The sequence below is a fragment of the Luteimonas sp. A277 genome (genome assembly GCF_054052045.1).
Genome location: NZ_JBSVRG010000002.1, coordinates 197920 through 222668, shown reverse-complemented (window position 1 = coordinate 222668; position 24749 = coordinate 197920). Strand labels below are relative to the sequence as shown.

Here is a 24749-nt window from a genome sequence, read left to right as displayed (position 1 = left end):
GGGGCACATTTTCTTTACGGCGGCTGGTGTCTACTGGCTGCCCGACCGGTCATAGCGCTGGGGTAGCAATGACCATCACATCCCGAATCGGCACGCGATGGCTGATGTGCCTGTGGGCGCTTGCAGCAGCGCTGTCCGTACTCGTGGTGTCCCCGGCATGGGCCCAGGAGCCGGCGACAGCGGGCGGCGGTGTACTGCTGGTGGATATCAAGGGCGGGATCGGTCCTGCCACCCGCGACCACATACGCAATGGCATCGAGCGTGCCGCGAGCGAGGATGCGCGTGCCCTGGTGCTGCGCATCGATACACCGGGCGGGCTGGACGCCGCCACCCGCGACATCAACCAGGACATCCTGGCATCGCCGGTGCCGGTGATCGCCTGGGTGGCACCCAACGGCGCACGGGCGGCCAGCGCGGGCACCTACATCGTCTACGCCAGCCATCTGGCGGCAATGGCGCCGGCTACCTCGCTGGGCGCGGCGACGCCGGTGTCAATCGGCGGAGCCCCGGGTGGGGGGCGGCAGTCCGACGATGGTGATGGAGACGAAAGTGATCAGAACGGCGATAGCGCAGACACCCAGCGGGGTACCGGAAGCGCTTCGGAGCGCAAGGCGGTCAACGATTCCGTCGCTTATCTGCGCGGCCTGGCCACTCTGCGCGGGCGCGATGTGGCCTTTGCCGAAGAGGCCGTGCGCGATGCGGCAACCCTGACCGCGGGTGAGGCGCTTGAGCGCGGCGTGGTGGAGGTGGTGGCCGCCAGCCTGGAGTCGCTGCTCGAGCAGGCCGATGGCCGTGAGGTGACGGTGGCGGGCGAGACGCGGACTCTGGCAGTGGCAGGCCGGACGGTGACCGAGCTTGCACCCAACTGGAGGGTACGCCTGCTGTCGGTACTGACCGACCCCACCTTCGCCTACATGCTGCTGCTGGTGGGCATGTATGGCCTGCTGCTTGAGGGTTACAGCCCGGGTGCGGTGCTCCCGGGCGTGGTCGGCGCGATCTGCCTGCTGCTGGCCCTGTACGCGTTGCAGGTACTGCCGGTGAACTATGCGGGACTGGCGCTGATCGCGCTGGGCATCATCCTGATGGCGGTGGAGCTGGCCACGCCCAGTTTCGGCGTGCTGGGCATCGGCGGCCTGGTAGCCCTGGTGTTCGGTTCGGTGATCCTGTTTGACCATGTGCCGGGTTTCGCGGTGTCCAACTGGCTGCTGGCCGGGATCGGCATCGCCAGCGGTGCCGGCTTCATGTTCATGCTGTGGCTGGCGATGCGGGCGCGGCGAAGGCCGGTGGGCGGCGGCGCCGAGGAGATGCTGGGCCATGAGGCTGTCGTGGCGGGCAGCTTTGAAGGCCGCGGCCAGGTGCGGATCCGCGGCGAGCTGTGGCAGGCGGCGTCGGATGCCCCACTGGTGGCCGGACAGCGTGTGCGGGTGTTGTCCAGGAAGGGCCTGGTGCTTCGCGTTTCGCCGCTCGACGGTGGCCACCCGCATGAACCCATCAATCGCAGTCCGGAGGTTATGCCATGAATTTCACCGTGTTTCTCCTGCCGATCCTGATCGCGATCGCGCTGGCGCTGTTCAGTGCAATCAAGATCCTGCGCGAGTATGAGCGTGCGGTTGTATTCCAGCTGGGCCGGTTCTGGAAGGTCAAGGGGCCGGGCCTGATTTTCCTGATCCCGGTGCTGCAGACCATGGAGCGGGTGGACATGCGCACCATCGTCATGGATATCCCGCCGCAGGACCTGATCTCGCGCGACAACGTGTCGGTGAAGGTCAACGCGGTGGTGTATTTCCGGGTGGTCGATCCGCAGAAGGCGATCATCAACGTCGAACGCTACTACGAAGCCACCAGCCAGCTGGCCCAGACCACGCTGCGCTCGGTGCTCGGCCAGCACGAACTGGACGAGATGCTGGCCGAGCGCGACAAGCTCAACGGCCAGATCCGCGCAATCCTCGACGAGCAGACCGATGCCTGGGGTATCAAGGTCGCCAACGTCGAGATCAAGGATGTGGACCTCAACGAGACCATGGTCCGCGCGATCGCCCGGCAGGCCGAAGCGGAGCGCCAGCGTCGGGCCAAGATCATCCACGCCGAGGGTGAGCAGCAGGCCGCTGAAAAGCTGGTCGAGGCGGCCAAGCTGATGAGCCAGGACCCGCGTGCGATCCAGCTGCGCTATCTGTCCACGCTGACCGAGATCGCCGGCGACAAGAGTTCGACCATCGTGTTCCCGCTGCCGATCGACTTCATCGAATCGCTCAGCAGCAGGCTGCTGGACCGCAAGCCGGACCGGGGAGACTGACCATGGGCCAGAATGCCGAACGTGTGTATACCTCCGATGCCGACATCGCCCGGCTGGAGGCGCTGGTGCAGCAGTTGCCGGATGAGGCGCGGGTGGAACTGCTGCTGGCCGATGGGAGCAGCATCACCGGCGCGGTGGTGGTGCGCCCCACCGTGCAGACCTTCCGCGGCCCCGACGGGTCAGAAGGCATCAACGGCAGGTTGAGGGTGGATGACGCCGGTGATCCGGCGCGCTCGCATCTGATATGGCTGGATGTGATCCGCGAGGTGCGTCGTCTCGATCCTATCGCCGACCCCATGCCGCCGCCGCGGTCGCCGCCCCGGGAGGGATAGCGCCGCGGCAGTGGTCAGCGGTCGGTATCAGCGACCGCCACCACCACGGGGTCCACCACGCGGCCCGCGCGGGGCCGGACGGCGGTTGCCGCCGCCAGCCGGCGGACGGGGTCCGCGCGGGCCGGCAGTGCGAGCGCCCGGGGTGGCGTGATCGGAAGGAAAGTTCGGGGCACTGTCGGGATGACCATAGGGGCGCGCGCTGCGCTTCTTGGCCGTGCCCGGGCCTCTGGCCTGCGGACGGCCCGGTCCGCCCTTCTTGGCCGGCGGCTTCTTCGGGCCGCGGCCGTCAGCGTTGCGATGACCGCTGGGGCCGGTATCCACGCCGTCGGGCACGTACCAGCTGCGGAAAGCGGCCGGATTGCCCTCCGGCAGTGCCCGCGCGCTCTTGTCACGGCGCTGCTTGAAGGGCTTCTGCGATTGGTTGGCAGCGGCTTCGCCGCTGACGGTCAGGCCGCCGTGCGGCTTGCGTCCACCGCGGCGGCCGCGGTCTTCGCGCATATTGTCGAAGCGGCGCAGCTCGCGGCCTTCGTCGGCCGTGGTATGACCGCCGACGTAGCCGGCCGAGCGATGCTGGCCGCCCACGTGCACGGTGGATTTGGCCGCCTTGCGCTGGCCGATCACCGGCAGCAGCGTCAGTGCGGGAGGCGGGCCTTCCTCGAGCTTCAGTTCGCGCCGCAGTTCTTCCACCTGGGCGGTGGGCAGTTCCTGCGACTGGCCGCGCAGCAGCGGCTGGGGCAGGGACACGCCGCCGTAGCGCACGCGCTTGAGGCGGCTCACCTGGCAGCCCTGCGATTCCCACAGCCTGCGGACTTCGCGGTTGCGGCCTTCGGTGACCACCACCTTGAACCAGTCGTGCGAATCGGTACCGCCGATCCGCTCGATCCTGTCGAACTTCGCCGGGCCGTCTTCAAGGGCGACGCCGCGGGCCAGCCGCTCGATGATCTTCTCCGACACGGTTTCCTCGCCCTCGGGGGCACGGACCCGGCACACGTATTCCCGTTCGATCTCGAACGAGGGGTGCATCATCGAGTTGGCCAGCTCGCCGTCGGTGGTGAGCAGCAGCAGGCCGGTGGTATTGATGTCCAGACGACCGATCGCGATCCAGCGCGCACCCTTGAGGGCGGGCAGGGAGTCGAAGATGGTCGGGCGGCCTTCGGGGTCCTCGCGGGTGGTCACTTCACCCTCGGGCTTGTTGTAGATCAGCACGCGGGCCGGTTCGGTCAGCGCACTGGCGACGAAGGTCTTGCCGTCCAGTGCGATACGGTCTCCGCCGCGCACGCTCATGCCGACCTGCGCGGTCTCGCCGTTGACCTGTATCAGGCCATCGGCAATGCGCTGTTCAAGCGCGCGTCGCGAGCCGAGCCCGGCCTGGGCCAGGACCTTGTGCAGACGTTCCTCCAGCCGCGGCGCGGCGGAATCTTCGCCATCGCGCTTGAGTGAAAGTTTGCGGGTGCCCTTTGCGGGCTGGGTGTTGCGGTCGTTCATTGAATGCTCCGGTCGCTGTCGCCTTCTTCGGCGAGGGCGCTGTCATGGTGTGGTTGTTGTGGATGGGAAGTGGGGTCGGCGCCAGTGGTCACCGGGCCGGCCGGGGTGTCGGTAGTGGGGGTGTCGGTAGTGGATCGGGCATCGCTGTCGGGTCCGCTGGATTCGCTGCCTGCGTCGAGGGGCGTGTCGCCCACCGGCAGGGCTTCGTCGCCGGCTGATTCATCACCATTGAGCCGCAACTGCGGCTCCAGGTCGCCGAAATCCTTGAGTTCGGACAGCGGTGGCAGTTCATCCAGGCGTTTGAGGCCGAAGTAATCCAGGAAACCCCTGGTGGTGCCGAGCAGCTCCGGGCGACCGGGCACATCACGATGGCCAACCACCCGGATCCATTCCCGCTCTTCCAGGGCGCGGATGATGTTGCTGTTGACCGCCACGCCGCGCACCTGTTCGATCTCGCCGCGGGTGATCGGCTGGCGGTAGGCGATCAGGGCCAGGGTTTCCAAAGTGGCGCGGGTGTAGCGGGTCTGGCGTTCGGTCCACAGCCGGGCGACCCAGGGGTGCACTTCGGTCTTCACCTGGAAGCGCCAGCCGGTGGCGACTTCAATCAGCTCAACGCCGCGTTCGGCGCAGCCGGCCTGCAGGAACTCCAGGGCCTTTTCGATGCTGTCATCGGGCGCGGGCTCATCCAGCGGAAACAGCCCGCGCAGCTGGACCACCGTCAGCGGCTGGCTGGCGGCGAGCAGGGCGGCCTCGACGATGCGGTTGATCAGTGACTGGTCCATGGCGGCGGGGTGTCAGCTAGTGGAAAAGGACGGCGCGAAGCACGCGGCGTCAGAGGTCGTTGGCGGCGGTGGGTTCATCATCGAACTCGCTGGACAGTTCCAGCGCGGTGTCGCCGTCGCGCGTGGCCAGCGATTTAACGTAGATCGGCGGTGGTGGCTGCTCGGGAACGGCGTCTTCCCAGTCTTCCTGGACGATGTCCAGCAGCCGTTCCTTGGCCAATTCAAGCAGCGCCAGAAGCGTCACCACCACGCCGAGCTTGCCTTCGCGCGGCTCGAACAGGGTTTCAAAACGGTGGAAGCTGCCGTCATCCAGCCGCGTCAGCACTTCACCCATGCGCTGGCGAACGCTGAGTGCGTCGCGCCGGATTGCATGGCCGGTGAACAGCTCGGCGCGCTTGAGCACATCGTGCAGCGCCAGCAGCATCTCGCGCAACTCCACCGGTGGCGGCAGCCGGACTTCGGCACGGTCCGGCACGTGGGCCGATACCGGTGCAGTGTCGCGCTCCATGCGCGGCAGGGTGTCCAGATCTTCCGCAGCCTGTTTGAAGCGTTCGTACTCCTGCAACCGGCGGACAAGGTCGGCGCGGGGATCGTCTTCCTCATTTTCATCAAGTGGAGGCCGCGGCAGCAGCATCCGTGATTTGATCTCGGCCAGGATCGCCGCCATGACCAGGTACTCGGCGGCCAGTTCGAACCGCAGCTCCTGCATCACCCCGATGTAGTTGACGTACTGGCGTGTGATCTCGGCCACCGGAACATCCAGGATGTCCAGGTTCTGCCGGCGGATCAGGTACAGCAGCAGGTCCAGTGGGCCCTCGAACGCTTCCAGGATCACTTCCAGCGCATCCGGCGGGATGTACAGATCCTGCGGGATCTGCAGCACCGGCTGCCCGTGCACCACCGCCAGCGGTATTTCCTGCTGTAGCGGATGGACGCTCATGGGCTGTGCGGTCTCCATCGGGATGGAGGCGTCGGGTCCGGGTTGTGTCATGCGTTGCGGCCCCCTCCGGGCCGGCAGTGATCTGTGGGTTGCGGCATGATTGCGCGCGGAATGTTCTTATATCCAGCTCCGGGTGCACAGGACCGGCGGGGCCGGGAGCCTGGTGACCTGCGGAGATCTGCCCGGGGCGCGGCGCGAGCCGCCGGTCGCAGCCGGGGACGGCGACAGGGGAGCTGGCGGAGGCGTAGGGCGGGGCCGGTTGGAGGCAGCGATATGGCGTTGCGGGGGCGACGGCCGCTGCTGTCCGGCCTTAAACACGTGCCCAGAGTACGGGCAGGCTGGGCCGCTGTCCAGCACCGGCCTTGGCTACAATTCATCCGTGCCCGGCGTTGGGTCGGGCTGGGGAATGGCATGTGGTATCTGATCGAAGGATATGACGGTCCGCAGGGACTGGAGCGGCGTGCGGCCGCACGACCGGCGCATATGGAACGGCTGGTGGCGTTGCGTGACGCCGGCCGGCTGCTGTTGGCCGGGCCATGCCCGGCGATCGACGCCGCGGATCCCGGCCCGGCAGGTTTCAGCGGCAGCGCGGTGGTGGCGCAGTTCGAATCGCTGCAGGCGGCACGCGAATGGGCGGATACGGATCCCTATGTGGACGCCGGGGTATACGAGCGGGTCGAGGTGCGGCCGTTCAAGCCGGTGCTTCCCTGACCCTGCGCTCCGTTACAGGCTGATGTCCTCGTAGCTGCGCGGGTCTGAAATCGGCTCCAGGTGGCCGGTCACGCGCATGGCCGGGAACTCGGCCACGATCTTCTCGATCAGGTCTTCCATGGCGTCGTGGCCACGCAGCACGGTCCAGTCGCCGGGAACCAGCATGTGCATTTCCATGAACTGGCGGGCGGCGGACTCGCGGGTGCGCACGGCGTGGAATTCGATCCTGCCTTTCTCGGTGTGTACCTCCAGGATGGCGAGGATCCTGGCGTTGTCTTCTGGCGACAGCGACACATCCATCAGGCCGGCGGCCGACTCGGAGATGAGTCTGTAACCGGTGACGAGGATGTTCACCCCCACCAGGATGGCAACCACCGGGTCGAGCCATTCCCAGCCGGTCAGCCAGACCAGCAGCAGGCCCAGCACAACGCCGACCGAGGTGTAGACGTCGGTCATCAGGTGCCTGCCGTCGGCGCGCAGCGTCACCGAGCGGTGGCGGGTGCCGACCTTGATCAGGATCCGGCCGACAACGCCGTTGAGCAGCGCGGCCACCAGTGAGATCACCATGCCGATGCCGATCGACTCCAGCGGGCGCGGGTTCACCAGCCGGTCGATACCCAGATAGATGATCGAGGCCGCAGCGATGAACACCATGACCCCTTCCAGAGCCGCGGAGAAATATTCGGCCTTGGTGTGACCGAAGTGGTGGTTGTCATCGGCCGGCCTGGCAGCGACGGTCAGGGCGACGAGGGCAGCAATGGCGGCCACCAGGTTGACCATGGATTCGGCGGCGTCCGACAGCAGGCCCACCGAGCCGGTAATGGCCCAGGCGCTGCCCTTGAGCAGGACCGTGACCACCGCGGTCCCGATTGCCAGCCAGGCGTACTTCCTCAGATCTGGCACGCCTGCTGTCGGTTTTCCGGTCCGTTCCATGACCATATGGTACTTCCCGGCCATGAAACGGCTCAGCTATCCAAAGACGTTCGCCGGGCGGTCAGTTGCGTTGAGCAGCAGCTTGGGGAGGCTCAGGGGCACCAGTGCACGTGCAGCGGTGCCCCCGGGGTCAGCAAGGCGATGCGGGCCGGGTATTCCAGCGGGTCGTCACCGGCGACGATTTTTTCCAACAGGGCGCGTTTTTTGGCCCCGCGGATCAGCAACATCCGGGACCGGGCCGGCTGTAGGCCCGCCGGTGTCAGGCTGATGCGCCGCAGCCAGCGTCCGGCACCGGAGCAGCCGCTGGCGTCTACCGCCACGTAGGCCGCGGGGCTGGACAGCGCCTGCTCCAGCCCGATCATCCGCGGGAACAGTGAAGCCGTATGTCCGTCTTCACCCATGCCCAGTACCACCACGTCGGCCGGGGTGCGGGCGTGGATGTTGGCCACTGCGACCGCTTCCTCGATCCCGCGTCCGGGCTGGGTCAGGGTTTCAAGGCGCGCTGCCGCCGCCTGGTGGCGCAGCAGCGATTCGCGCACCAGCCGCGCGTTGCTGTCCTGGTCATCGGGCTGCAGCCAGCGCTCGTCTACCAGCGCCACATCCACGCGGTTCCAGTCCAGTGGCGCCTTGGCCAGGGCCGAATACACCGGCCCGGGCGTGCTGCCGCCTGACAGCAGCAGCCGCGCGCGCAGCTTGCCATCCAGCGCCTGCTGCAGTTCCGCAGACAATGCCACCGCCGCGCCCCAGGCCCACTGGGTCGGCGAGTCGTAGGTATGCAGATGCATGGGCACGCCGGCGCGAGTGCCGTCCACAACGGTCTGCTGCTGGCTCATCGTGGTTCTCTCCCCTGCTGCTGGCCTGCGATCGTGGCCGCGCCCAACAGGCCCGGATGGCGATGCAACACTGCCACGGATGGTACCCGGGCCATGGTGGCCGAAAACCGTCCCTTGTGTTCGAAGCGCTCGCGGAATCCGGAGCGGCGCAGCTGTTCAAGCAGCCTCGGCACCATGCCGCCGGTCAGGAACACGCCCTGCCAGGCGCCAAGGGTCAGCACCAGATCGCCGGCGATCGCGCCGAATACGTTGCAGAACACCTCCACCGCCTGCGCGCTGTGCGGGTCGCCGGCGGTGGCCGCGGCGGTAATGTCCGCGGGCTCCGGCGAGCCGGGATCTTCGCCCGCCATTTCGGCCAGGGCCCGGTGGATGTTGACCAGGCCCGGTCCGCAGACCAGGCGCTCGTTCGACACGCGGTTGAAGCGGGTGGAGAGGTGTTCGAGGATTGCCAGCTCCAGCGCCGAGCCGGGGGCGAAGCTCACGTGTCCGCCTTCGCTGTCCAGCGGATGCGGCCGGCCATCGCGCACCACCAGGCCGCCCACGCCGAGCCCGGTGCCTGGTCCGACAACGGCCAGCACCTTATCGGCCTGCATTTCACGGACATGACCCTGCAGCGGTTGCCACGGGGCCGGGCCGATCACCGCATAGTCGTCCGGGCCGAGCAGCGGCACGGCCATGGCCTGGGCGGTGAAATCGTTCACAAGCACCGCTTCCGCCAGGCCCAGCTGCGCACGCAGCCCGCTGCCGGAGACCACCCAGGGGTGGTTGAGCATGCGGGCCTGGTCGCCGGAGATGCGCGCGGCGATGGCGAACACGGCGCGATCCACCCGCGCGCCGGTTTCCTGCAGGTAACGTCGGGCAGCGTCTTCCGGTGAGCCGGAAGACGCGACTGGATACGCACGGACGCTGTCGGGCACCAGCGGCATCGGGGCGGCGGGATCGGCCAGGGCGAACCGGGCGTTGGTGCCGCCGATATCGGCGAGCAGGGTGTATGCGCCGGTCACGGTCGCCGGGCTCCGCGACCTGGCACGGTGGACGGGAGAAACCCTGCAGCCGCCTCAGGCCCCCAGGATCCTGCGGGATATTCTTCCGCCCGGATGCCGGCCTGCTCCCACGATCGACTGATGCTGTCGATCCAGCGCCATGCGGCTTCGACCTCATCATCGCGGACGAACAGCGTCTGGTCGCCCTTGAGGGCGTCGATCATCAGCCGTTCGTAGGCGATGCGACGCGTGGGCGTGGGCGCCATCGACAGGTCCAGCATCATCGGCTGCAGCTCGGTAGCGCCCCATTCCGGAGCGGCCAGGCTGCCCATCAGCCCCAACTCGATGGTTTCCTCCGGCTGCAGGCGCACCCGAAGGCGGTTGGAGGTGGCGCGTTCGGCGCTGGGGCGGTCGAACACCCAGTGCGATACCGGCCGGAACGACACCACCACCTCGGTCATGCGCCGGGCCATGCGCTTGCCGGTCACCAGCCGGAAAGGCACCCCGGCCCAGCGCCAATTGTCGATCCAGGCGCGCACGGCGACAAAGGTTTCCACATCGCCCGCGTGGCGGAATCCCTGTGCGGCGCGGCCCTCCACCACGCCGTCGGCGTAGCGGCCGCGGACGCTGTCGGCGGCGGCTTCGGTGGGGGTCATCGGCCGCAAGGCGTGCAGGACCTTGCGTTTTTCATCGCGCACGCTGTCGGGGTCGAGCGAGGCGGGCGGCTCCATCGCGATCAGTGCCAGCAGCTGCAGCATGTGGTTCTGGACCATGTCGCGCAGGGCGCCGTAGCCGGCGTAGTAGCCCTCGCGGCCGTCCACGCCGGTGGTCTCGGCCACGATGATGTCCACCGACTCGATCCACTGCCGCTGCCACACCGCCTCCAGCAGCGTATTGCCCAGGCGCAGGGCCATCAGGTTCTGCACCGGCGCCTTGCCCAGGTAGTGGTCGATGCGGAAGGTGCGTGACTCATCCAGCGCGTCGCCGAGGATGGCGTTGATTTCCCGCGCCGAGGCGAGGTCATGGCCGATCGGTTTCTCGAGCACCAGGCGCGAGGGGTCTTCCAGCAGGCCGGCCGCCTTCAGGCCCATGCAGGCGGGACCGAACAGATCCGGCGGCACCGCGAGGTAGCTCACCGCGGGGCGGTCCGCGTAGCGTGACAGGGTGGCGGCCATGGCGGCGCCGTCCGTGAGGTCCACGGGGTGGTAGTGGATGCGTTCCAGCAGGCGATCAAGGGACGCCGATGTGACGTCTTCGCCCTCCATCTGTTCGCGCAGCCAGCTGCGGAAGCTGGCATCGTCATGGTCACTGCGCCCCACCGCGATCACGCGGAAGCTGTCGGGGAGCAGGCGGTCGCGCAGCAGGTGGTGCAGGGAAGGGAACAGATAGCGCCGTGCCAGGTCGCCCGTGGCGCCAAACAGCAGCAGGGTGTCGTGCATCACTACTCCTTCGGGCAGGGGCAGGGCCGGCGCGGTGGATGACGATACCAAACCGCTTCCGGCAGGCGGGCTAAAATGCGAGGCTGTTTCCGCCAGCCTTGGACAGTTCGTGAGCAAGACCGCCCCCGCCGTGATCCGGCAAGAAGATTTCATCCAGTCCGTCGCCGACGCGCTGCAGTACATCAGCTATTACCACCCGGTGGATTACATCCGGAACCTCGCCGCGGCGTACGAGCGCGAGGAATCCCCGGCGGCCAAGGACGCGATGGCGCAGATCCTGATCAACTCGCGCATGTGCGCCGAGGGCCACCGGCCGATCTGCCAGGACACCGGCATCGTCACCGTGTTCCTCGAGATCGGCATGGACGTGCGCTGGGACGACGCCACCATGGGCGTGGAGGACATGGTCAACGAAGGCGTGCGTCGCGCTTATGCGCACCCGGACAACAAGCTGCGCGCCTCGGTGCTGGCCGACCCGGCCGGCGCGCGCCGCAATACCGGCGACAACACCCCCGCGATCGTCAACATGAAGACGGTGCCGGGCAACAAGGTGGACGTGATCGTGGCGGCCAAGGGCGGCGGTTCGGAGGCGAAGGCGAAGTTCGCCATGCTCAACCCGTCCGACTCGGTGGTCGATTGGGTGCTGGAGATGGTGCCGACCATGGGCGCGGGCTGGTGCCCGCCGGGCATGCTCGGGATCGGCATTGGCGGCACGGCGGAGAAGGCGATGCTGCTGGCCAAGGAATCGCTGATGGAACCGATCGACATCGTTGATCTCAAGGCCCGCGGCCCGGCCAGCCGGCTGGAGGAAATGCGCCTGGAGATCTTCGACAAGGTCAACGCGCTGGGCATCGGTGCTCAGGGCCTTGGCGGGCTGACCACGGTGCTGGACATCAAGATCAAGGATTACCCGACCCACGCGGCCAACCTGCCGGTGGCGATGATCCCCAACTGCGCGGCCACCCGCCATGCGCACTTCACCCTGGACGGAAGTGGCCCGGTGGCGCTGGATCCGCCGTCGCTCGAAGACTGGCCGGAGATCACCCGCGACGCCTCCAACGGCCGTCGGGTGAACCTGGACACCATCACCCCGGAGGAAGTGGCCTCGTGGCAGCCGGGAGAAGCCCTGCTGCTCAGCGGCAAGCTGCTGACCGGCCGCGACGCCGCACACAAGCGCATGGTGGACATGCTGAACCGCGGCGAGGAGCTGCCGGTCGATTTCCGCAACCGTTTCATCTACTACGTGGGTCCGGTGGATCCGGTGCGCGAGGAAGCGGTGGGTCCGGCCGGCCCGACCACGGCCACCCGTATGGACAAGTTCACCCGCCGGATGCTGGAAACCGGCCTGCTGGGCATGGTCGGCAAGGCCGAGCGCGGCCCGGAAGCCATCGAGGCGATCCGCGATCACCGTGCGGTCTACCTGATGGCGGTGGGCGGCTCGGCGTACCTGGTGTCCAAGGCCATCCGCGCCTCGCGGGTAGTGGCGTTCGAGGACCTGGGCATGGAAGCGATCCACGAATTCACCGTGCAGGACATGCCGGTGACGGTGGCCGTGGATTCCACCGGTGAATCGGTGCACGAAACCGGCCCGCGCGAGTGGCAGGCGCGGATCGGCAAGATCCCGCTGGCGGTGATCGACCCCGCCTGACACGCGCCTCCAACCCGACCGGCCCAGTCAGGTCGGCCCGGGTAGGAGCGCGCCATGCGCGCGAAGCCGCGTGACATCCGTTGTGGTCCCGCCGGCCCCTCACGTTTCGGGGCTGCGGAGCCGCCCGGCGGTCCGCTTGCACAGGCACACATGATTCACGCGGCTTCGCGCGCATGGCGCGCTCCTACTGCTGAGGGATGGCGCGGTGAGTGCAGGTACCGGTTCAGGGGTGGCTGCGGTCAGTGCAGGAACTGGAGACGGGCCAGTTCGGCGTACAGGCCGCCCTGGGCCAGCAGTTCGTCGTGGGTGCCTTCGGCCACTATGCGGCCCTGGTCCATCACCACGATCCGGTCGGCCTTGAGCACCGTGGCCAGGCGATGGGCGATGACCAGGGTGGTGCGCCCGCGCATGAGGTGTTCCAGCGCCTGCTGCACGGCCCGCTCGCTTTGCGCGTCCAGGGCCGATGTGGCCTCGTCCAGCAGCAGGATCGGCGCATCGCGCAGCAGCGCCCGGGCAATCGCCACGCGCTGCTGCTGGCCGCCTGAGAGGCGCGTGCCGCGCTCACCCAGCTGCTCGTCGTAACCGTTGGGCAGGGCGGCGATGAACTCATCCGCCTCGGCCATGCGGGCCGCGGCCTCGACCTCCGCATCGCTGGCCTCCAGGCGACCGTAGCGGATGTTGTCGCGGGCGCTGGCGGCGAAGATGGTTGGGTGCTGCGGTACCAGGGCGATTTGTTCGCGCAGTTCGACCGGGTCCAGCTCACGCAGGTCCACTCCATCAACGCGCACAGCGCCCTGCTGCGGATCGTGGAAGCGCAGCAGCAGCCCCAGCACGGTGCTCTTGCCGGCGCCCGAAGGCCCAACCAGGGCAACGGTCTCGCCGGGGCGCACGTGGAGGGAAAAGTCCTGCAGCGCAGGCGTATCCGGGCGGGAGGGGTAGTGGAAGCCCAGCCGGTCCAGGACGATCTCACCCTGCACCGGCCGGAGCAGGCTGCGCGGCTGGGCCGGCGCCGTCAGCTGCGGGGATTCCACCAGCAGTTCGTTGATCCGGCCCATGCCGCCGGACGCGCGCTGCAGCTCGTTCCACACTTCCGCCAGTGCGCCCACCGAGCCGCCGCCCAGCAGCGCGTACAGGACAAACTGGCCCAGCGTGCCGGGGCTGAGGCGGCCTGCCACAACGTCCTGGGCGCCGGACCAGAGCACGATGGTGATGGCGCCGAAGATGGCGGTGATCGCCACCGCCGTAACCATCGCCTGGGTGCTGATGCGCCGACGGGCGGTCGCGACCGACAGGGCCACGGCCTCGGAGAACCGGCTGCGCTCCCAGGCTTCGCGGGCGTGGGCCTGCACGGTATGGATTGCGCCCAGGGTCTCGGCGGCGAGGGTATTGGCATCGGCCACGCGGTCCTGGCTGGCGCGGGAGATCTTCTGCAGCCGGCGTCCGCCGAGCACAATCGGCAGCACGAACACCGGGATGCCGATCAGGGTCCAGGCCGCCAGCCGCGGGCTGGTGATCACCATCATGGCCAGGCTGCCCACCACCATCACCACGCTGCGCAGGGCCACCGACATGCCGGAGCCGATCACCCCACGCAGCAGCTCGGTGTCTGCCGACAGGCGCGAGACCAGCTCGCCGCTGCGGCTGCGCTCGAAGAACGCCTGGTCCAGCCCGACCAGGTGCCCGTACAGCCGTGTGCGCAGGTCGGCGATCACCCGCTCGCCCAGCAGGGAGACGAAGTAAAACCGCGCGGCGGTGGCCAGCGCCAGTCCCAGGGCCACCACGAACAGCACCGCGAAGGCGGCGTTGATGTTGCTGGCATCGCTGAAGCCGCGGTCGATCATTATTCGCACCGCGACCGGCAGGCTCAGGGTGGCCGTGGACGAGGCGGCGAGAGCCAGCAGCCACGCGGCCACCAGCCCGCGCTGGCGCCCGAGGAAGGGCAGCAGCGTGCGCAGTACCCCAATCCGCGCCTTGGCGGAGGGGGCGGCTGCGTCAGCGGCAGCGGGGGACGGGTCGGTGGCTTCGTTCATCGGCGAGGGCAGGGTCCGGCAGGGCTGGGCGCGCAAGCCGCCCATTGTAGAAGGCCGGACCCTCAGGCGTCTTCGAACCGGATCCGGTCGCGACTGGCATCGCGCAGGTGGATCCGCAGCGCATCCACCAGCGCGGCTGGCAGGCGCAGCTGGAAGCGGGCGCCGGCGGCGTCGAACTGTTCATCGACCTTCTCCGCCTCGAACGGCTCAAGCGCGGCGTGAACGGAGCCGAGGTCTTCAAACGGGACGTGCAGTGCGACTTGCGCATATTCCACCAGCGGACTGCGCTCGGCCTGGCGCAGACACTCCGCTGCGGACCCGCCGTAGGCGCGCACCAGGCCACCGGCGCCGAGCTTGATGCCCCCGTACCAGCGGGTCACCACCACCACCACGCGGTCATAGCCCTGGCCATCGATGGCGGCCAGGATCGGACGGCCGGCGGTGCCCGCCGGTTCCCCGTCATCGCTTGAGCGGTAGTCGTCGCCGATCCGCCAGGCCCAGCAGTTGTGGGTGGCATCGGGAACGCGGACCGATTCGAGCCACGCCGCTGCCTCGGCCGCCCCGCCAACGGATACGGCGCGAGCCAGGAAGCGGCTGTGCTTGACCTCGATTTCGTGCGAGGCGGGTGCGGCAAGGGTGTCGAGCGTCATTCGTCCAGCAGGCCGTCAAGATCGTCGGGCAGAGACTGGGAAGGATAGCGGCGCCGGTACTCGCGCAGGCTTTCGCGTGCCACGTCGAGTTCGCCGGCATCGCGCAATTCGCGAATCCGGTCGAGCCACAGGCGCTGGAATGCAGGGGAATCCACCGTGGCCGGGGGGTCGCCGTGGAGGTCATCGTCTTCGAACAGGATGTGGCCATGGGCTGAGTCGGCAGCCTTGTCCGCCTGGATCTCGACGGTTGCCGGCGGGGAGGGGGGAGCAGGCGGCGCCGGAGGGGCCGGAGGTGGCGCCATGGCCCGCTGGCGGGTGGGCGCCGGCCGCGGGGTGGGTTGCTGGGCCGGTTCGGATTCGCGGGCAGTAGCCTGCGACGCGGACGCTTCCTGCGGCTGCGCGCGGACGGGACCGGTGTCCTCCACTGGTCTGGAGGCATCCCGCGTCGCCGGAGCGCTGTCTGCAGCCTCCTGGTCGTGCTCACTGGCAGCAGCCGGCGGCGGGGAGCTTTTGATGCGCGCGGTGGCCGGCGGTGCGGGTTCCACGGGACGGGTCTCTTCGCCTGCTGCCAGGGCGGAATCGGCTGGAGCCGGAACAGTTCGGAGCGATGTCGCCGATGCTGCTTCGGGAGCGGATACAGGACGGACCGCCGTCGTTTCGGACGCCGCCCGGCCCTGACGGGCCGGTACAGACCCTTCGGCGATCGCCGGAATCCCGTCCCCGGGAGCCGGACGCAGCTGCCAGGCAATGCCAACGGCGAAAACCAGCGAGGCGGCAATGCCGAGTGCCGCAGGCCAACGCCTGCGGGAACGAGGCGCCAGCCGCGCCGCCTGCCCCGACAGCGCCGCGCGGGCGCTGGCCAGCACCGCGGCGTCCACCCCCGGGGGTGGACCGCCGTGCGGAATGGCCCGCGCCAGGGCATCGGCCATGGCGCGTTCTTCCGGGCTCAGGGGATCCTGATCGTGGCTCATGGCACAAGTCTCGCGCGCAGCTTGTCCATTGCATAGCGAAGCCGCGACTTCACCGTTTCCCGGCCCACCCCGGTGACTTCGCCGATTTCCTCCAGGGTCAGCTCCTGATCGAGGCGCAGCAGGAGCACTTCGCGCTGTTCCGGCGGCAGGTCGTCCAGCGCCAGCTGCAGATGACGCCGCCGCTCGAACTCGGACAGGCTGTGTTCGGGCGTCTGCTCGTCAGTCATCTGCGCAACGCGCTCGTTGGCATCACCGGGCGGCGGGGGGCGGTGCCGGCGCGCACGCCAGTGGTCGGCGACGCGGTTGCGGGCAATCCGGTAAAGCCAGGATGCAAAGCCGGCCTCCGGGCTCCAGCCATCGCGGGCGCCGATGATCCTCTGCCACACATCCTGGAACACTTCATCGGCCAGCGCGGAGTCGCGCAGCTGGGCCAGCAGGAACCGGTGCAGGCGCTGGCGGTGGCGGGCGTACAGCTGTTCGAATGCGCCCATTTCGCCGTTGGCATAGGCCTGCATCAGCGCCTCATCGCTGGGCGCTTCGATGACCTGGGCTGGGGCGAGCGAGTCCTTCACCGTTGGCAGGTTAAGCGCTGCCGGTGTGAACGGGAAGCCAGCGGGGGTTGCCTGTTCCGGCGCTCTTTGCCGTTGGAGTGGGGAAGGGCAAGGGGATCGGGCATTGGCGTGGACGGAGTGGGGCTTATGACGGACGGGCCCTGGACAAGGGTGGAGGCTGCGGGTGCGCTGGTCGAGATGCTCGCCGCGCTGCTGCCGGCTGGCAGCGCCGTGGCATTGTCCTGGGGCGAGGGCGGCGCGCAGAACTGCGTGGCCTGCGGCCCATACGATCCGCGCTTGCAGGCCCGCGCCGTGCAGCGACTTGCAGCCGAGGGCGAGGACGGGCGCGATGAGTGGCCGCTGGACATTTCCTGCCCTGAAGGAGACAGCCGGATCGCGGTCGCGGCCGATCCGGGTAGGGGCATGGAGGCGGAGGGGGTGGCCCGCTGGCAGCGGCTGGCACCGTGGATGGTCAGGACCTTCATGCGCGCGGAAGGCGAAGCCGGGCAGGTGCGAGCGCTGCGCAAGTCCGAACGCCTGCAACAGGCCCTGTACGGCATCGCCGACCTGTCCGGCTCGCAGCTTGAAATGGAGGAGATGCTTGAGCGCATCCACGCGGTGGTGGCTTCGCTGATGTCCGCGGACAACCTGTACATCGTGCTGTACGACCCGGCGCGCGAAGTCGCCAGGTTCCTCTATTTCGTGGATCAGAACGATCCCTGGCAGTGCGATCCACGCGAGGAGATCGTGCTGGAGCAGATTCCCACCAGTCTGACGGCAGCGCTGCTGCGCGATGGCCGGGCCTGGCGTGGCCCGTCGGAAACGGTGTGCAGGGAGCTGAACGTGGCGCGGGATCCCAGCCTGGGGCCGGACAGCGTTGACTGGCTGGGCGTCCCCATGCACCGCGAGGGGGCGATCAGCGGTGCGGTCGTGGTGCAGAGCTACGAGCAGGCGGAGGCCTACTCGGACGAGGACCGCGCGCTGCTCGAATACGTCGCCCAGCACATCCTGACGGCCGTGGATCGGCGCATGGCCCGTTGCGAGCTGGAGCGCCGGGTGGCCGAACGTACCCTGGAACTGCAGCAGGCCAATGCCGTGTTGCAGGCGGAGATCATCGAACGCCAGCATTCGGAGCAGCTGCAACGGGCGCTGTTCCGCATCAGCGAACTGTCGGTGACCGCGGTCAGCCTGGAGCGTTTCTATGCCGATGTACACGAGCTGGTGGACGGCCTGCTCTACGCGAAGAACTTCTATGTGGCCATGCTGTCGGCGGACGGGCAGCGCATCGAGTTTCCCTACTCGGTGGATGAGCGCGATCCGGTCAGGGAGTCCCGGCCGCTGACCAGGGGACTGACCGAATACGTGATCAACAGCGGGCGCGCGCTGTTGGCCGACCGGGAGGCGATCGCCGGGCTGGAGACCAGCGGAGATCTGGTCAACTACGGCACGTTGGCCCACAGCTGGCTGGGCGTACCGCTGGAACTGGACGGCGAAGTGGTGGGAGTGATCGCCGTGCAGAGCCACTCGGCGAAGATCCACTTCGGACGGCGCGACCAGGAATTGCTGACCTTCGTGGCCCAGCACATCGGCATTGCCCTGTCGCGCAAGCGCGCGCAGGACTCGCTGCGGGCCGCACACGCCCAGCTGGAGTCGCGGGTGGAAACCCGCACCCGCGAACTCAAGGAGGCCAACCGCGAGCTGCGGGCCCAGGTCGGAGAGCGGATGCGGGCAGAGCAGCGGCTGCTTGACCAGGCGCGGCACGATGACCTGACCGGGCTGCCGAACCGGGCCCATCTGCTGGAAAAGCTGGACGCGGCGATCAGCCGCATGCACGAACCGGGGTCGATTCCCTTCGCCGTGCTGTTCATGGATCTGGACCGGTTCAAGCTGGTCAATGACAGCGTCGGCCATGCGGCCGGCGACGACATGCTGATCGAAGCCGGGCGCCGGGTGCGGCGCGCGTTGAACGCCAACGACACGGTGGCGCGACTGGGCGGTGACGAGTTTGCGGTGCTGCTGGAGAACGTGGCCACGGTCCATGCGGCCGAGGGGGTGGCGGCGCGCCTTCTGCGTGAGCTGTCGCGGCCGGTGTGGATCGCAGGCCGCGAACTTTTCCCGTCGGCCAGCATCGGCATTTCCGTGTGGCAGCCGCGCTACCGCTATGGCGAGGAGATGATCCGCGACGCCGACGCGGCCATGTACCGCGCCAAGGAGCGGGGCCGGGCCCGCAGCGCTGTCTTCGATGAGGCCATGCGCGCCGAGGCCACGCGCCTGCTGGATCTGGAGGCCGACCTGCGCCGGGCGATCAACAAGAAGGCGTTCGAACCGTATTTCCAGCCGATCGTGCGCCTGTCCGACGGCAAGGTGGTGGGACATGAGGCGCTGCTGCGCTGGAACCATGAGATCCGCGGGATCCTGACGCCGGTGGATTTCATCGGCGTGGGCGAGGACAGCGGGCTGATCGAGCAGGTGGACTGGCTGTTGTACCAGGACGTGGCCAGACAGCTGCGCGTGCCGGGCGAAGGCTATATCTCCATCAACGTGTCGCCGCGGCATTTCCATTCCGATGATTTCGCCAACCGGCTGCTGTCGCTGCTGGACATGGAGAAGGTGGATCCCGCGCGGCTGCGGATCGAGATCACCGAAGTGGCCCTGCTCGACGATGCCCCTCGGGCCCTGCGCATGCTCAACATGCTGCGCGAGCGCGGGGTGGTTGCCCTGTTGGACGACTTCGGCACCGGCTTTTCGGCGCTGTCCTACCTGCATCGGTTTCCGATCCAGTCGCTGAAGATCGACCAGAGCTTCGTCGCCGGGCTCGAGGGCGAGGTGCGCACGGAAAGCCACGCCCTGGTGCGCGCGATCCTGGCGCTGGCGGGAACCATCGGCATCGAGACCGTCGGTGAAGGCGTGGAAACGGAGCGGCAGCGGGACGTGCTGCTGCGCCTGGGATGCGAGTACGGGCAGGGCTTCCTGTACGGAAGCCCGCAGCCGTTCGAGGCCATGGTCAGCTGACCGCGCAGGCTGGGCTCAGCGGGTCGACACACGCCCCGGCTCCGCAGCCCGCACCTGCCTGCGCGCCTCGCCGATCAGATCCACCAGCTCGGCGCGCAGCTGCCAGGGGTCGTCACCGACGGATGCGCGCGCGCTGCCCTCGATCTCATCCCAGCTCCAACCATCGCTCTGCGCTCCGCCGCGCAGGGCATCGGCATATGCCGCCACCGCCGCTGCAAAGCGCAGCTGTTCACTTGGACGGCTGCGCATTGCCTGGCGGGTCACCGGGGTTTCAATCAGCCTGCTGTTGTCATGACCGGGGAGCTTGTAGCGCAGGCGCAGGTGGGCAAGCTCCCCGCCGGGTCCATCGGTGGCCCTGGAAGCCGTGCCGTAGCGCAGCGGCGGCAGCCGCTCGCCACCCGACCCCACAAGCGCCACCTCATACAGGGCGGTGACTTCGTGGCCGGCACCGATGTCTCCGGCATCGACGCGGTCATTGTCGAAGTCCTCGCGCTGCAGCAGCCGGTTTTCGTAGCCGATCAGGCGGTATTCGGCCACTTCGGCTGGATTGAACTCGACCTGGATCTTGACGTCATGGGCGATGGTCAGCAGCGTGGCCGACATCTCCTCAACCAGTACCTTGCGGGCCTCGCGCAGGGTGTCGATATAGGCCAGCTTGCCGTCGCCGGCCTGGGCCAGCCGCTGGGCCAGTGCATCGTTGTAGTTGCCCTGGCCGAAGCCGAGCACGGTCAGGGCGATGCCTTCCTTGCGGCGGTCGGCGGCCAGGGTTTCCAGGGTGCCGCCGTCGATGTTGCCAACGTTGAAATCGCCATCGCTGGCCAGGATTACCCGGTTCACGCCGTTCTCCGCGAACGCCTGCCGCGCCATGTTGTAGGCCACCCGCAGGCCGTCGCCGCCATTGGTGCTGCCATGGGCCTGCAGGCGTTCAATCGCGGCGTTGATCTCGTCGTGGCGGTCGCCGGGCGTGGGTGGCAGGACCACGCCGGCGCTGCCCGCATAGGCGACGATCGAGACGCGGTCCTGCGGGCGCAGCTGGTTTACCAGCTCCGCAAAGGCCTGCTTGAGCAGGGGCAGTTTGTCGTGGCTGTTCATCGAGCCCGAGGTGTCGATCAGGAACACCAGGTTGGCCGGCGGCAGCTCCAGCTTCGGCACGTCGTAACCCTTGATGCCGATCATGAGCAGGTGGCGGTTTGCGTTCCACGGTGCGGGTGCCAGCTCTGTGGTGACCCGGAACGGGACGTCACGTGAGTCGGGCGCGGGGTGGCCATAGGAAAAATAGTTGATGAACTCCTCGGCACGCACCGCGTCTGCCGGCGGGCGGATGCCGTTGCGGAGCATCCTGCGCACGTTGCTGTAGCTGCCGGTGTCGACATCGACGGAGAAGGTGGACACCGGCTGTTCGCTGGTCCGCTGCACCGGGTTGTCGCTGCGCTCGTCGTAACGTTCGGTATTGGTCAGGGGAGGAGGCAGGAGCCGCTCGCCCGCGGCGGACACAGCGGAGCGCAACGGGAGCACAGCTTCCATGTAGAGCGGCGGTGATGGCGGCGCAGGAGGCGCTGGCGGCGCGGGTGGTGGCGCATCGAACACGACAGGCGGGTTGTCAGCCGCTCCAGGTGCAACCTTGGATTCCCCCGCGACGCGGGTGTCCGGGGCGCTCTGGCAGGCGGACAGGGCAAGGCTGCCGAGCAGCAGGGCGGTCAGGATGGGGCGTTGCATGGCACTCTCCGTGTGATGGTCCTGGCTGCCAACGTACGGGGAGGGTGAAAGGGGTTGCAAGCTGCGGAACGCCCGGAGGCGCTCTCGGCAGAGGGCTCAGCCGCGGATCACCAGCAGGCGCGGCTCGGTCATGTCCTCGATCGCGTAGCGGACGCCCTCCCGGCCCAGTCCGGACTGTTTGACCCCGCCGTAGGGCATGTTGTCGACGCGGAAGCTGGGGATGTCGCCCACGATCACGCCGCCGACTTCCAGCTCATCCCAGGCCCGCATGGCGTGCGCCAGGCTGGCGGTGAACACGCCGGTCTGCAGGCCGAAATCGCCGGCGTTGACGGTGGCAAGCGCCTCGTCGAAATCATCAAAGGGCTGCAGGCATGCCACGGGGCCGAACACCTCCTGGCGGTACAGGTCGCTGTCGGGTGGCACCTGCTCCATCAGCGTCGCCGGAACCATATTGTCCTTGCGCGGACCGCCTGCGAGGCGCTTTGCCCCGCCCTTGATGGCGTCCTCGACCCAGGATTCGATCCGCTGGGCTGCGTCCTCGTCGATCACCGGGCCAATGAAGGTGTTTTCCTCGCGCGGATCGCCCATGGGCAGGGCAGCCACTTTCTTCTTCAGCTTCCTGCGCAGCGGTTCGTACAGGTCCCGGTGAACCAGGATGTGCTGCACGCCGATGCAGCTCTGGCCGGACTGGTAGTAGGCCCCGAAAGCGAGCCGGTCGACCACATGGTCCAGGCTGGCTCCCGGGTCGGCGTCGACGATGCAGGCTGCGTTGCCGCCCAGCTCCAGGGTCACCTTCTTGCGACCGGCCCGGGCTTTCAGGTCCCAGCCGATCAGCCCGCCGGTGAAGCTGAGCAGCTGGATGCGCTCGTCCTCGACCAGCAGCGAGGCGTCGTCGTTGCTGCAGGGCAGGATTGAAAACGCACCCCTGGGCAGATCGGTTTCGGCCAGGATCTCGCCGATGATCAGCGCCCCGACCGGAGTCTTGGCGGCGGGCTTGAGCACGAACGGACAGCCGGCGGCGATGGCGGGCGCCACCTTGTGTGCCACCAGGTTGAGCGGGAAGTTGAACGGGGTGATGAAGCTGCACACGCCGATCGGCACCCGCTTGACCATGCCGCGATAGCCGCGGCTGCGCTCGGAGATCTGCAGCTCCACGGTCTCGCCTTCGATCCGGGTGGCTTCGGCGGCGGCGATGCGGAAGGTATCGATCAGCCGGTCCACCTCGCCACGGGAGTCACTGATCGGCTTGCCGGCCTCGATGCAAAGCGCCAGCGCCAGCTCGTCGTAGCGCTCGCGGAAGCGGCGCACGCAGTGTTCCAGCACATCGCGGCGCGCGTCGGGGGTGAATTCCTGCATTGGTCGGCGGGCGCGGCTGGCAGCGGCGATCGCTTTGCGCACCGCTGCGGTATCGGCGAATGCGACGCGGGTGGCGATGCGTCCGGTGTACTTGTTGCGCACTTCCAGATCCGTATTGGCCGCTACGGCCTGGTTGGCGATGTAGTACGGATAGCTGGCGGCAAGGCTGCCGCGCACGCGTTTGGATGTGGTCTTCTTGCTGGTCATTGCATTGGCCTCGTATCAGAGCGTTCGCCAGTTGCAGGAGCGCGCCATGCGCGCGAAGCCGCGTGAATCATGGTTCGCGGAGACGCTTCGGTGAATGCGTTGGGTCCGAAGCCACGCAGCGCCGATCGATGTCACGCGGTTTCGCGCGCATGGCGCGCTCCTACGGGGGGGCGGGTCATTTGACTGCGGCGCTCATGCGGGGGATGTCCTCGTTGAGGATGCGATCGTCGTCGGAATAGTCAATCGGAAGCTCGATCAGGTCCACGCCCGGCCTTTCCAGCACATCGCGCAGCAGCGGGGCGAACGCTTCGGCGGAGTCGACCCGATGCCCCCGGGCGCCGTAGCTCTCGGCGTACTTCACGAAATCCGGGTTGCCATAGTCCATGCCGAAGGTCGGGTAGTCCTCGTGGCTCTGCTTCCACTTGATCATGCCGTAGGCGTCGTCGCGCAGCACGATCACCACCAGGTCCAGCTTCAGGCGCACGGCGGTCTCCAGCTCCTGCGAATTCATCATGAAACCGCCATCACCGCACACCGCCACCACCTTGCGATCCGGATGCACCATGCGCGCGGCCATGGCGACGGGCAGGCCGGCGCCCATGGTGGCCAGCGCGTTGTCCAGCAGCAGGGTATTGGGGCGCTGGCAGCGGTGGTTGCGCGCGAACCACAGCTTGTACAGGCCGTTGTCCAGGGAAATGATGTCCTCGGGCGCGAGTACCGCGGCCATGTCGGCCACCAGGCGCTGGCTGACCATGGGGAAGCGCGCGTCGTCCGCTCGGTCCTGCAGGTGTTCCAGCAGTGCGCTGCGGGCACGGTCGAAACAGCTGAAGTCCCAATGATCCTGCGGCTCCAGCGCCTCGGCCAGCTGCCATACGGCGTTGGCGATGTCGCCGACCACTTCCACCTGGGGGAAATACACCGGGTCCACCACCGCGCCCGAGTAATTGACGTGGATGACCGTACGCTTGCCTTCGCGCATGAAGAACGGCGGCTTCTCGATCACGTCGTGGCCGATGTTGATGATGCAGTCGGCCTGATCGATGGCGCGGTGCACGAAGTCGCCGTCGGACAGGGCCGCCGTGCCCATCCACAGCGGCCCGGTCTCGTCCAGCACGCCCTTGCCCATCTGGGTGCTGAAGAACGGGATGCCGAGCTTGTCGATGAAGGCGGCAAGCGTGCGCGCGGTGGTCTTGCGGTTGGCGCCGGCGCCGACCATCAGCAGCGGGCGCCGGGCGTCGCGGATTGCCGCTGCAGCGCGCTCGATCGCCTTGTGTTCGGCCAGCGGTCGGCGCGAATGCGATGGCGGGATCAGACGGGCATCGGTCTGATCGCCGGCAACGTCCTGCGGCAGCTCCAGATGGGCCGCGCCGGGGCGCTCCTCCTCGGCCCGCCGGACCGCCTCGCGCACCCGGGCGGGAATGATGTCGGCTGAAACAAGCTGACGGGTGAACTTGGTCAGCGGCCTCATCATCGCCACCACGTCCACGATCTGGAAGTGGCCCTGGCGGCTGCTGCGGATCGGCTTCTGGCCGGTGATCATCAGCATCGGCATGGCGCCAAGCTGGGCATAGGCGGCGGCGGTGACCAGGTTGGCGGCGCCGGGGCCCAGCGTGGCCAGGCAGGCACCGGCCGTGCCGGTCAGGCGTCCCACGGTGGCGGCCATGAAGCCGGCGGCCTGTTCGTGGCGGGTCAACACCAGCTGGATCTTCGACTCGCGCAGGGATTCGATCAGGTCGAGATTTTCCTCACCCGGTATCCCGAACACGTATTCGATCCCTTCTGCTTCCAGCGCGGCGACGAACAGGTCGGAGGCTTTGGCCATGGGATGGTCCCGTTGAGAAACCCCGACCATAAGCCGCGTTCCGTGATCACCAGGC

The 24749-nt window shown here is 68.1% G+C and carries 19 protein-coding genes and 1 pseudogene; 6 read left to right on the top strand and 14 right to left on the bottom strand.

Annotated elements, in window-relative coordinates; all coding sequences use genetic code 11:
• Nucleotides 1-68: 68 nt before the first annotated feature.
• Genes ACW7G2_RS03105 through ACW7G2_RS03095 form a run of 3 tightly spaced genes read left to right on the top strand, consistent with a single transcriptional unit; the run spans nucleotide 69 to nucleotide 2625 of the window.
• A complete protein-coding gene (locus ACW7G2_RS03105; protein WP_456972599.1) occupies nucleotides 69-1520 on the top strand; it encodes an NfeD family protein in 1452 nt (483 codons plus the stop codon).
• Nucleotides 1517-2293 carry a slipin family protein gene (locus tag ACW7G2_RS03100; RefSeq protein ID WP_456972597.1) on the top strand — a complete coding sequence of 259 codons (777 nt, stop codon included), beginning with the start codon at nucleotides 1517-1519 and terminating at the stop codon, nucleotides 2291-2293. The genes ACW7G2_RS03105 and ACW7G2_RS03100 overlap by 4 nt, the downstream gene beginning before the upstream one ends.
• A gap of 2 nt (nucleotides 2294-2295) precedes the next feature.
• Nucleotides 2296-2625 carry a DUF3247 family protein gene (locus ACW7G2_RS03095; protein WP_456972595.1) on the top strand — a complete coding sequence of 110 codons (330 nt, stop codon included), beginning with the start codon at nucleotides 2296-2298 and terminating at the stop codon, nucleotides 2623-2625.
• 27 nt (nucleotides 2626-2652) lie between these two features.
• On the opposite strand, the gene ACW7G2_RS03090 is transcribed toward ACW7G2_RS03095, so the two are convergent.
• The 3 genes and pseudogenes from ACW7G2_RS03090 to ACW7G2_RS03080 form a co-directional block, all read right to left on the bottom strand.
• Nucleotides 2653-4110: a pseudouridine synthase gene (locus tag ACW7G2_RS03090; protein WP_456972593.1), complete on the bottom strand. Its 1458-nt coding sequence runs from the start codon at nucleotides 4108-4110 to the stop codon at nucleotides 2653-2655.
• Nucleotides 4110-4892: pseudogene (gene scpB / locus ACW7G2_RS03085) on the bottom strand (SMC-Scp complex subunit ScpB); the annotation flags it as partial. The gene ACW7G2_RS03090 and the pseudogene scpB, both read right to left, overlap by 1 nt.
• Before the next feature lie 49 nt (nucleotides 4893-4941).
• A complete protein-coding gene (locus tag ACW7G2_RS03080) occupies nucleotides 4942-5850 on the bottom strand; it encodes a segregation and condensation protein A (protein ID WP_456972850.1) in 909 nt (302 codons plus the stop codon).
• A gap of 393 nt (nucleotides 5851-6243) precedes the next feature.
• On the opposite strand from ACW7G2_RS03080, the gene ACW7G2_RS03075 reads away from it, so the two are divergent.
• On the top strand, nucleotides 6244-6543 hold the full coding sequence (locus ACW7G2_RS03075) for a YciI family protein (RefSeq protein WP_456972591.1): 300 nt from the start codon (nucleotides 6244-6246) through the stop codon (nucleotides 6541-6543).
• A 12-nt stretch (nucleotides 6544-6555) separates the two neighbouring features.
• On the opposite strand, the gene ACW7G2_RS03070 is transcribed toward ACW7G2_RS03075, so the two are convergent.
• The 4 genes from ACW7G2_RS03070 to zwf form a co-directional block, all read right to left on the bottom strand.
• Nucleotides 6556-7446, bottom strand: coding sequence for a cation diffusion facilitator family transporter (locus ACW7G2_RS03070; protein WP_456972589.1), 891 nt, complete (start codon nucleotides 7444-7446; stop codon nucleotides 6556-6558).
• A 122-nt stretch (nucleotides 7447-7568) separates the two neighbouring features.
• Nucleotides 7569-8261: a 6-phosphogluconolactonase gene (gene pgl / locus ACW7G2_RS03065; RefSeq protein WP_456972848.1), complete on the bottom strand. Its 693-nt coding sequence runs from the start codon at nucleotides 8259-8261 to the stop codon at nucleotides 7569-7571.
• A 44-nt stretch (nucleotides 8262-8305) separates the two neighbouring features.
• Nucleotides 8306-9313, bottom strand: coding sequence for a glucokinase (gene glk / locus ACW7G2_RS03060; protein ID WP_456972587.1), 1008 nt, complete (start codon nucleotides 9311-9313; stop codon nucleotides 8306-8308).
• Entirely contained in the window at nucleotides 9310-10731 is a 1422-nt protein-coding gene (gene zwf, locus ACW7G2_RS03055; protein ID WP_456972585.1) for a glucose-6-phosphate dehydrogenase, read from the bottom strand. The genes glk and zwf overlap by 4 nt, the downstream gene beginning before the upstream one ends.
• A 130-nt stretch (nucleotides 10732-10861) precedes the next feature.
• Here zwf and ACW7G2_RS03050 point away from each other — a divergent pair, with 130 nt between their 5' ends.
• Nucleotides 10862-12379 (top strand): fumarate hydratase, encoded by a 1518-nt coding sequence (locus tag ACW7G2_RS03050; RefSeq protein WP_456972845.1) that lies wholly within the window; start codon nucleotides 10862-10864, stop codon nucleotides 12377-12379.
• A gap of 239 nt (nucleotides 12380-12618) precedes the next feature.
• On the opposite strand, the gene ACW7G2_RS03045 is transcribed toward ACW7G2_RS03050, so the two are convergent.
• From ACW7G2_RS03045 to ACW7G2_RS03030, 4 genes are all read right to left on the bottom strand, one after another.
• The gene (locus ACW7G2_RS03045; protein ID WP_456972583.1) at nucleotides 12619-14409 is read right to left on the bottom strand and encodes an ABC transporter transmembrane domain-containing protein; all 1791 of its coding nucleotides are present in this window, start codon (nucleotides 14407-14409) and stop codon (nucleotides 12619-12621) included.
• A 62-nt stretch (nucleotides 14410-14471) separates the two neighbouring features.
• Complete coding sequence (locus ACW7G2_RS03040; protein WP_456972581.1) at nucleotides 14472-15059, bottom strand: IMPACT family protein; 588 nt, start codon at nucleotides 15057-15059, stop codon at nucleotides 14472-14474.
• Nucleotides 15056-16030 carry a hypothetical protein gene (locus tag ACW7G2_RS03035; protein WP_456972579.1) on the bottom strand — a complete coding sequence of 325 codons (975 nt, stop codon included), beginning with the start codon at nucleotides 16028-16030 and terminating at the stop codon, nucleotides 15056-15058. The genes ACW7G2_RS03040 and ACW7G2_RS03035 overlap by 4 nt, the downstream gene beginning before the upstream one ends.
• Nucleotides 16027-16545, bottom strand: a complete 519-nt coding sequence (locus tag ACW7G2_RS03030; RefSeq protein ID WP_456972843.1) for an RNA polymerase sigma factor — start codon at nucleotides 16543-16545, stop codon at nucleotides 16027-16029. Before ACW7G2_RS03030 ends, ACW7G2_RS03035 begins: the two co-directional genes overlap by 4 nt.
• A gap of 183 nt (nucleotides 16546-16728) precedes the next feature.
• Between ACW7G2_RS03030 and ACW7G2_RS03025 the strand changes: the two genes are divergently transcribed.
• Nucleotides 16729-19593, top strand: a complete 2865-nt coding sequence (locus tag ACW7G2_RS03025; RefSeq protein ID WP_456972576.1) for a bifunctional diguanylate cyclase/phosphodiesterase — start codon at nucleotides 16729-16731, stop codon at nucleotides 19591-19593.
• Nucleotides 19594-19608: 15 nt separating this feature from the next.
• Here ACW7G2_RS03025 and ACW7G2_RS03020 read toward each other — a convergent pair whose 3' ends face one another.
• The 3 genes from ACW7G2_RS03020 to ACW7G2_RS03010 all read right to left on the bottom strand — a co-directional run bounded on the left by ACW7G2_RS03020 (nucleotide 19609) and on the right by ACW7G2_RS03010 (nucleotide 24694).
• Entirely contained in the window at nucleotides 19609-21309 is a 1701-nt protein-coding gene (locus ACW7G2_RS03020) for a vWA domain-containing protein (RefSeq protein WP_456972574.1), read from the bottom strand.
• A 96-nt stretch (nucleotides 21310-21405) separates the two neighbouring features.
• On the bottom strand, nucleotides 21406-22872 hold the full coding sequence (locus ACW7G2_RS03015; RefSeq protein WP_456972572.1) for an aldehyde dehydrogenase family protein: 1467 nt from the start codon (nucleotides 22870-22872) through the stop codon (nucleotides 21406-21408).
• A 175-nt stretch (nucleotides 22873-23047) separates the two neighbouring features.
• A complete protein-coding gene (locus ACW7G2_RS03010) occupies nucleotides 23048-24694 on the bottom strand; it encodes an acetolactate synthase large subunit (protein WP_456972570.1) in 1647 nt (548 codons plus the stop codon).
• Nucleotides 24695-24749 lie beyond the last annotated feature (55 nt).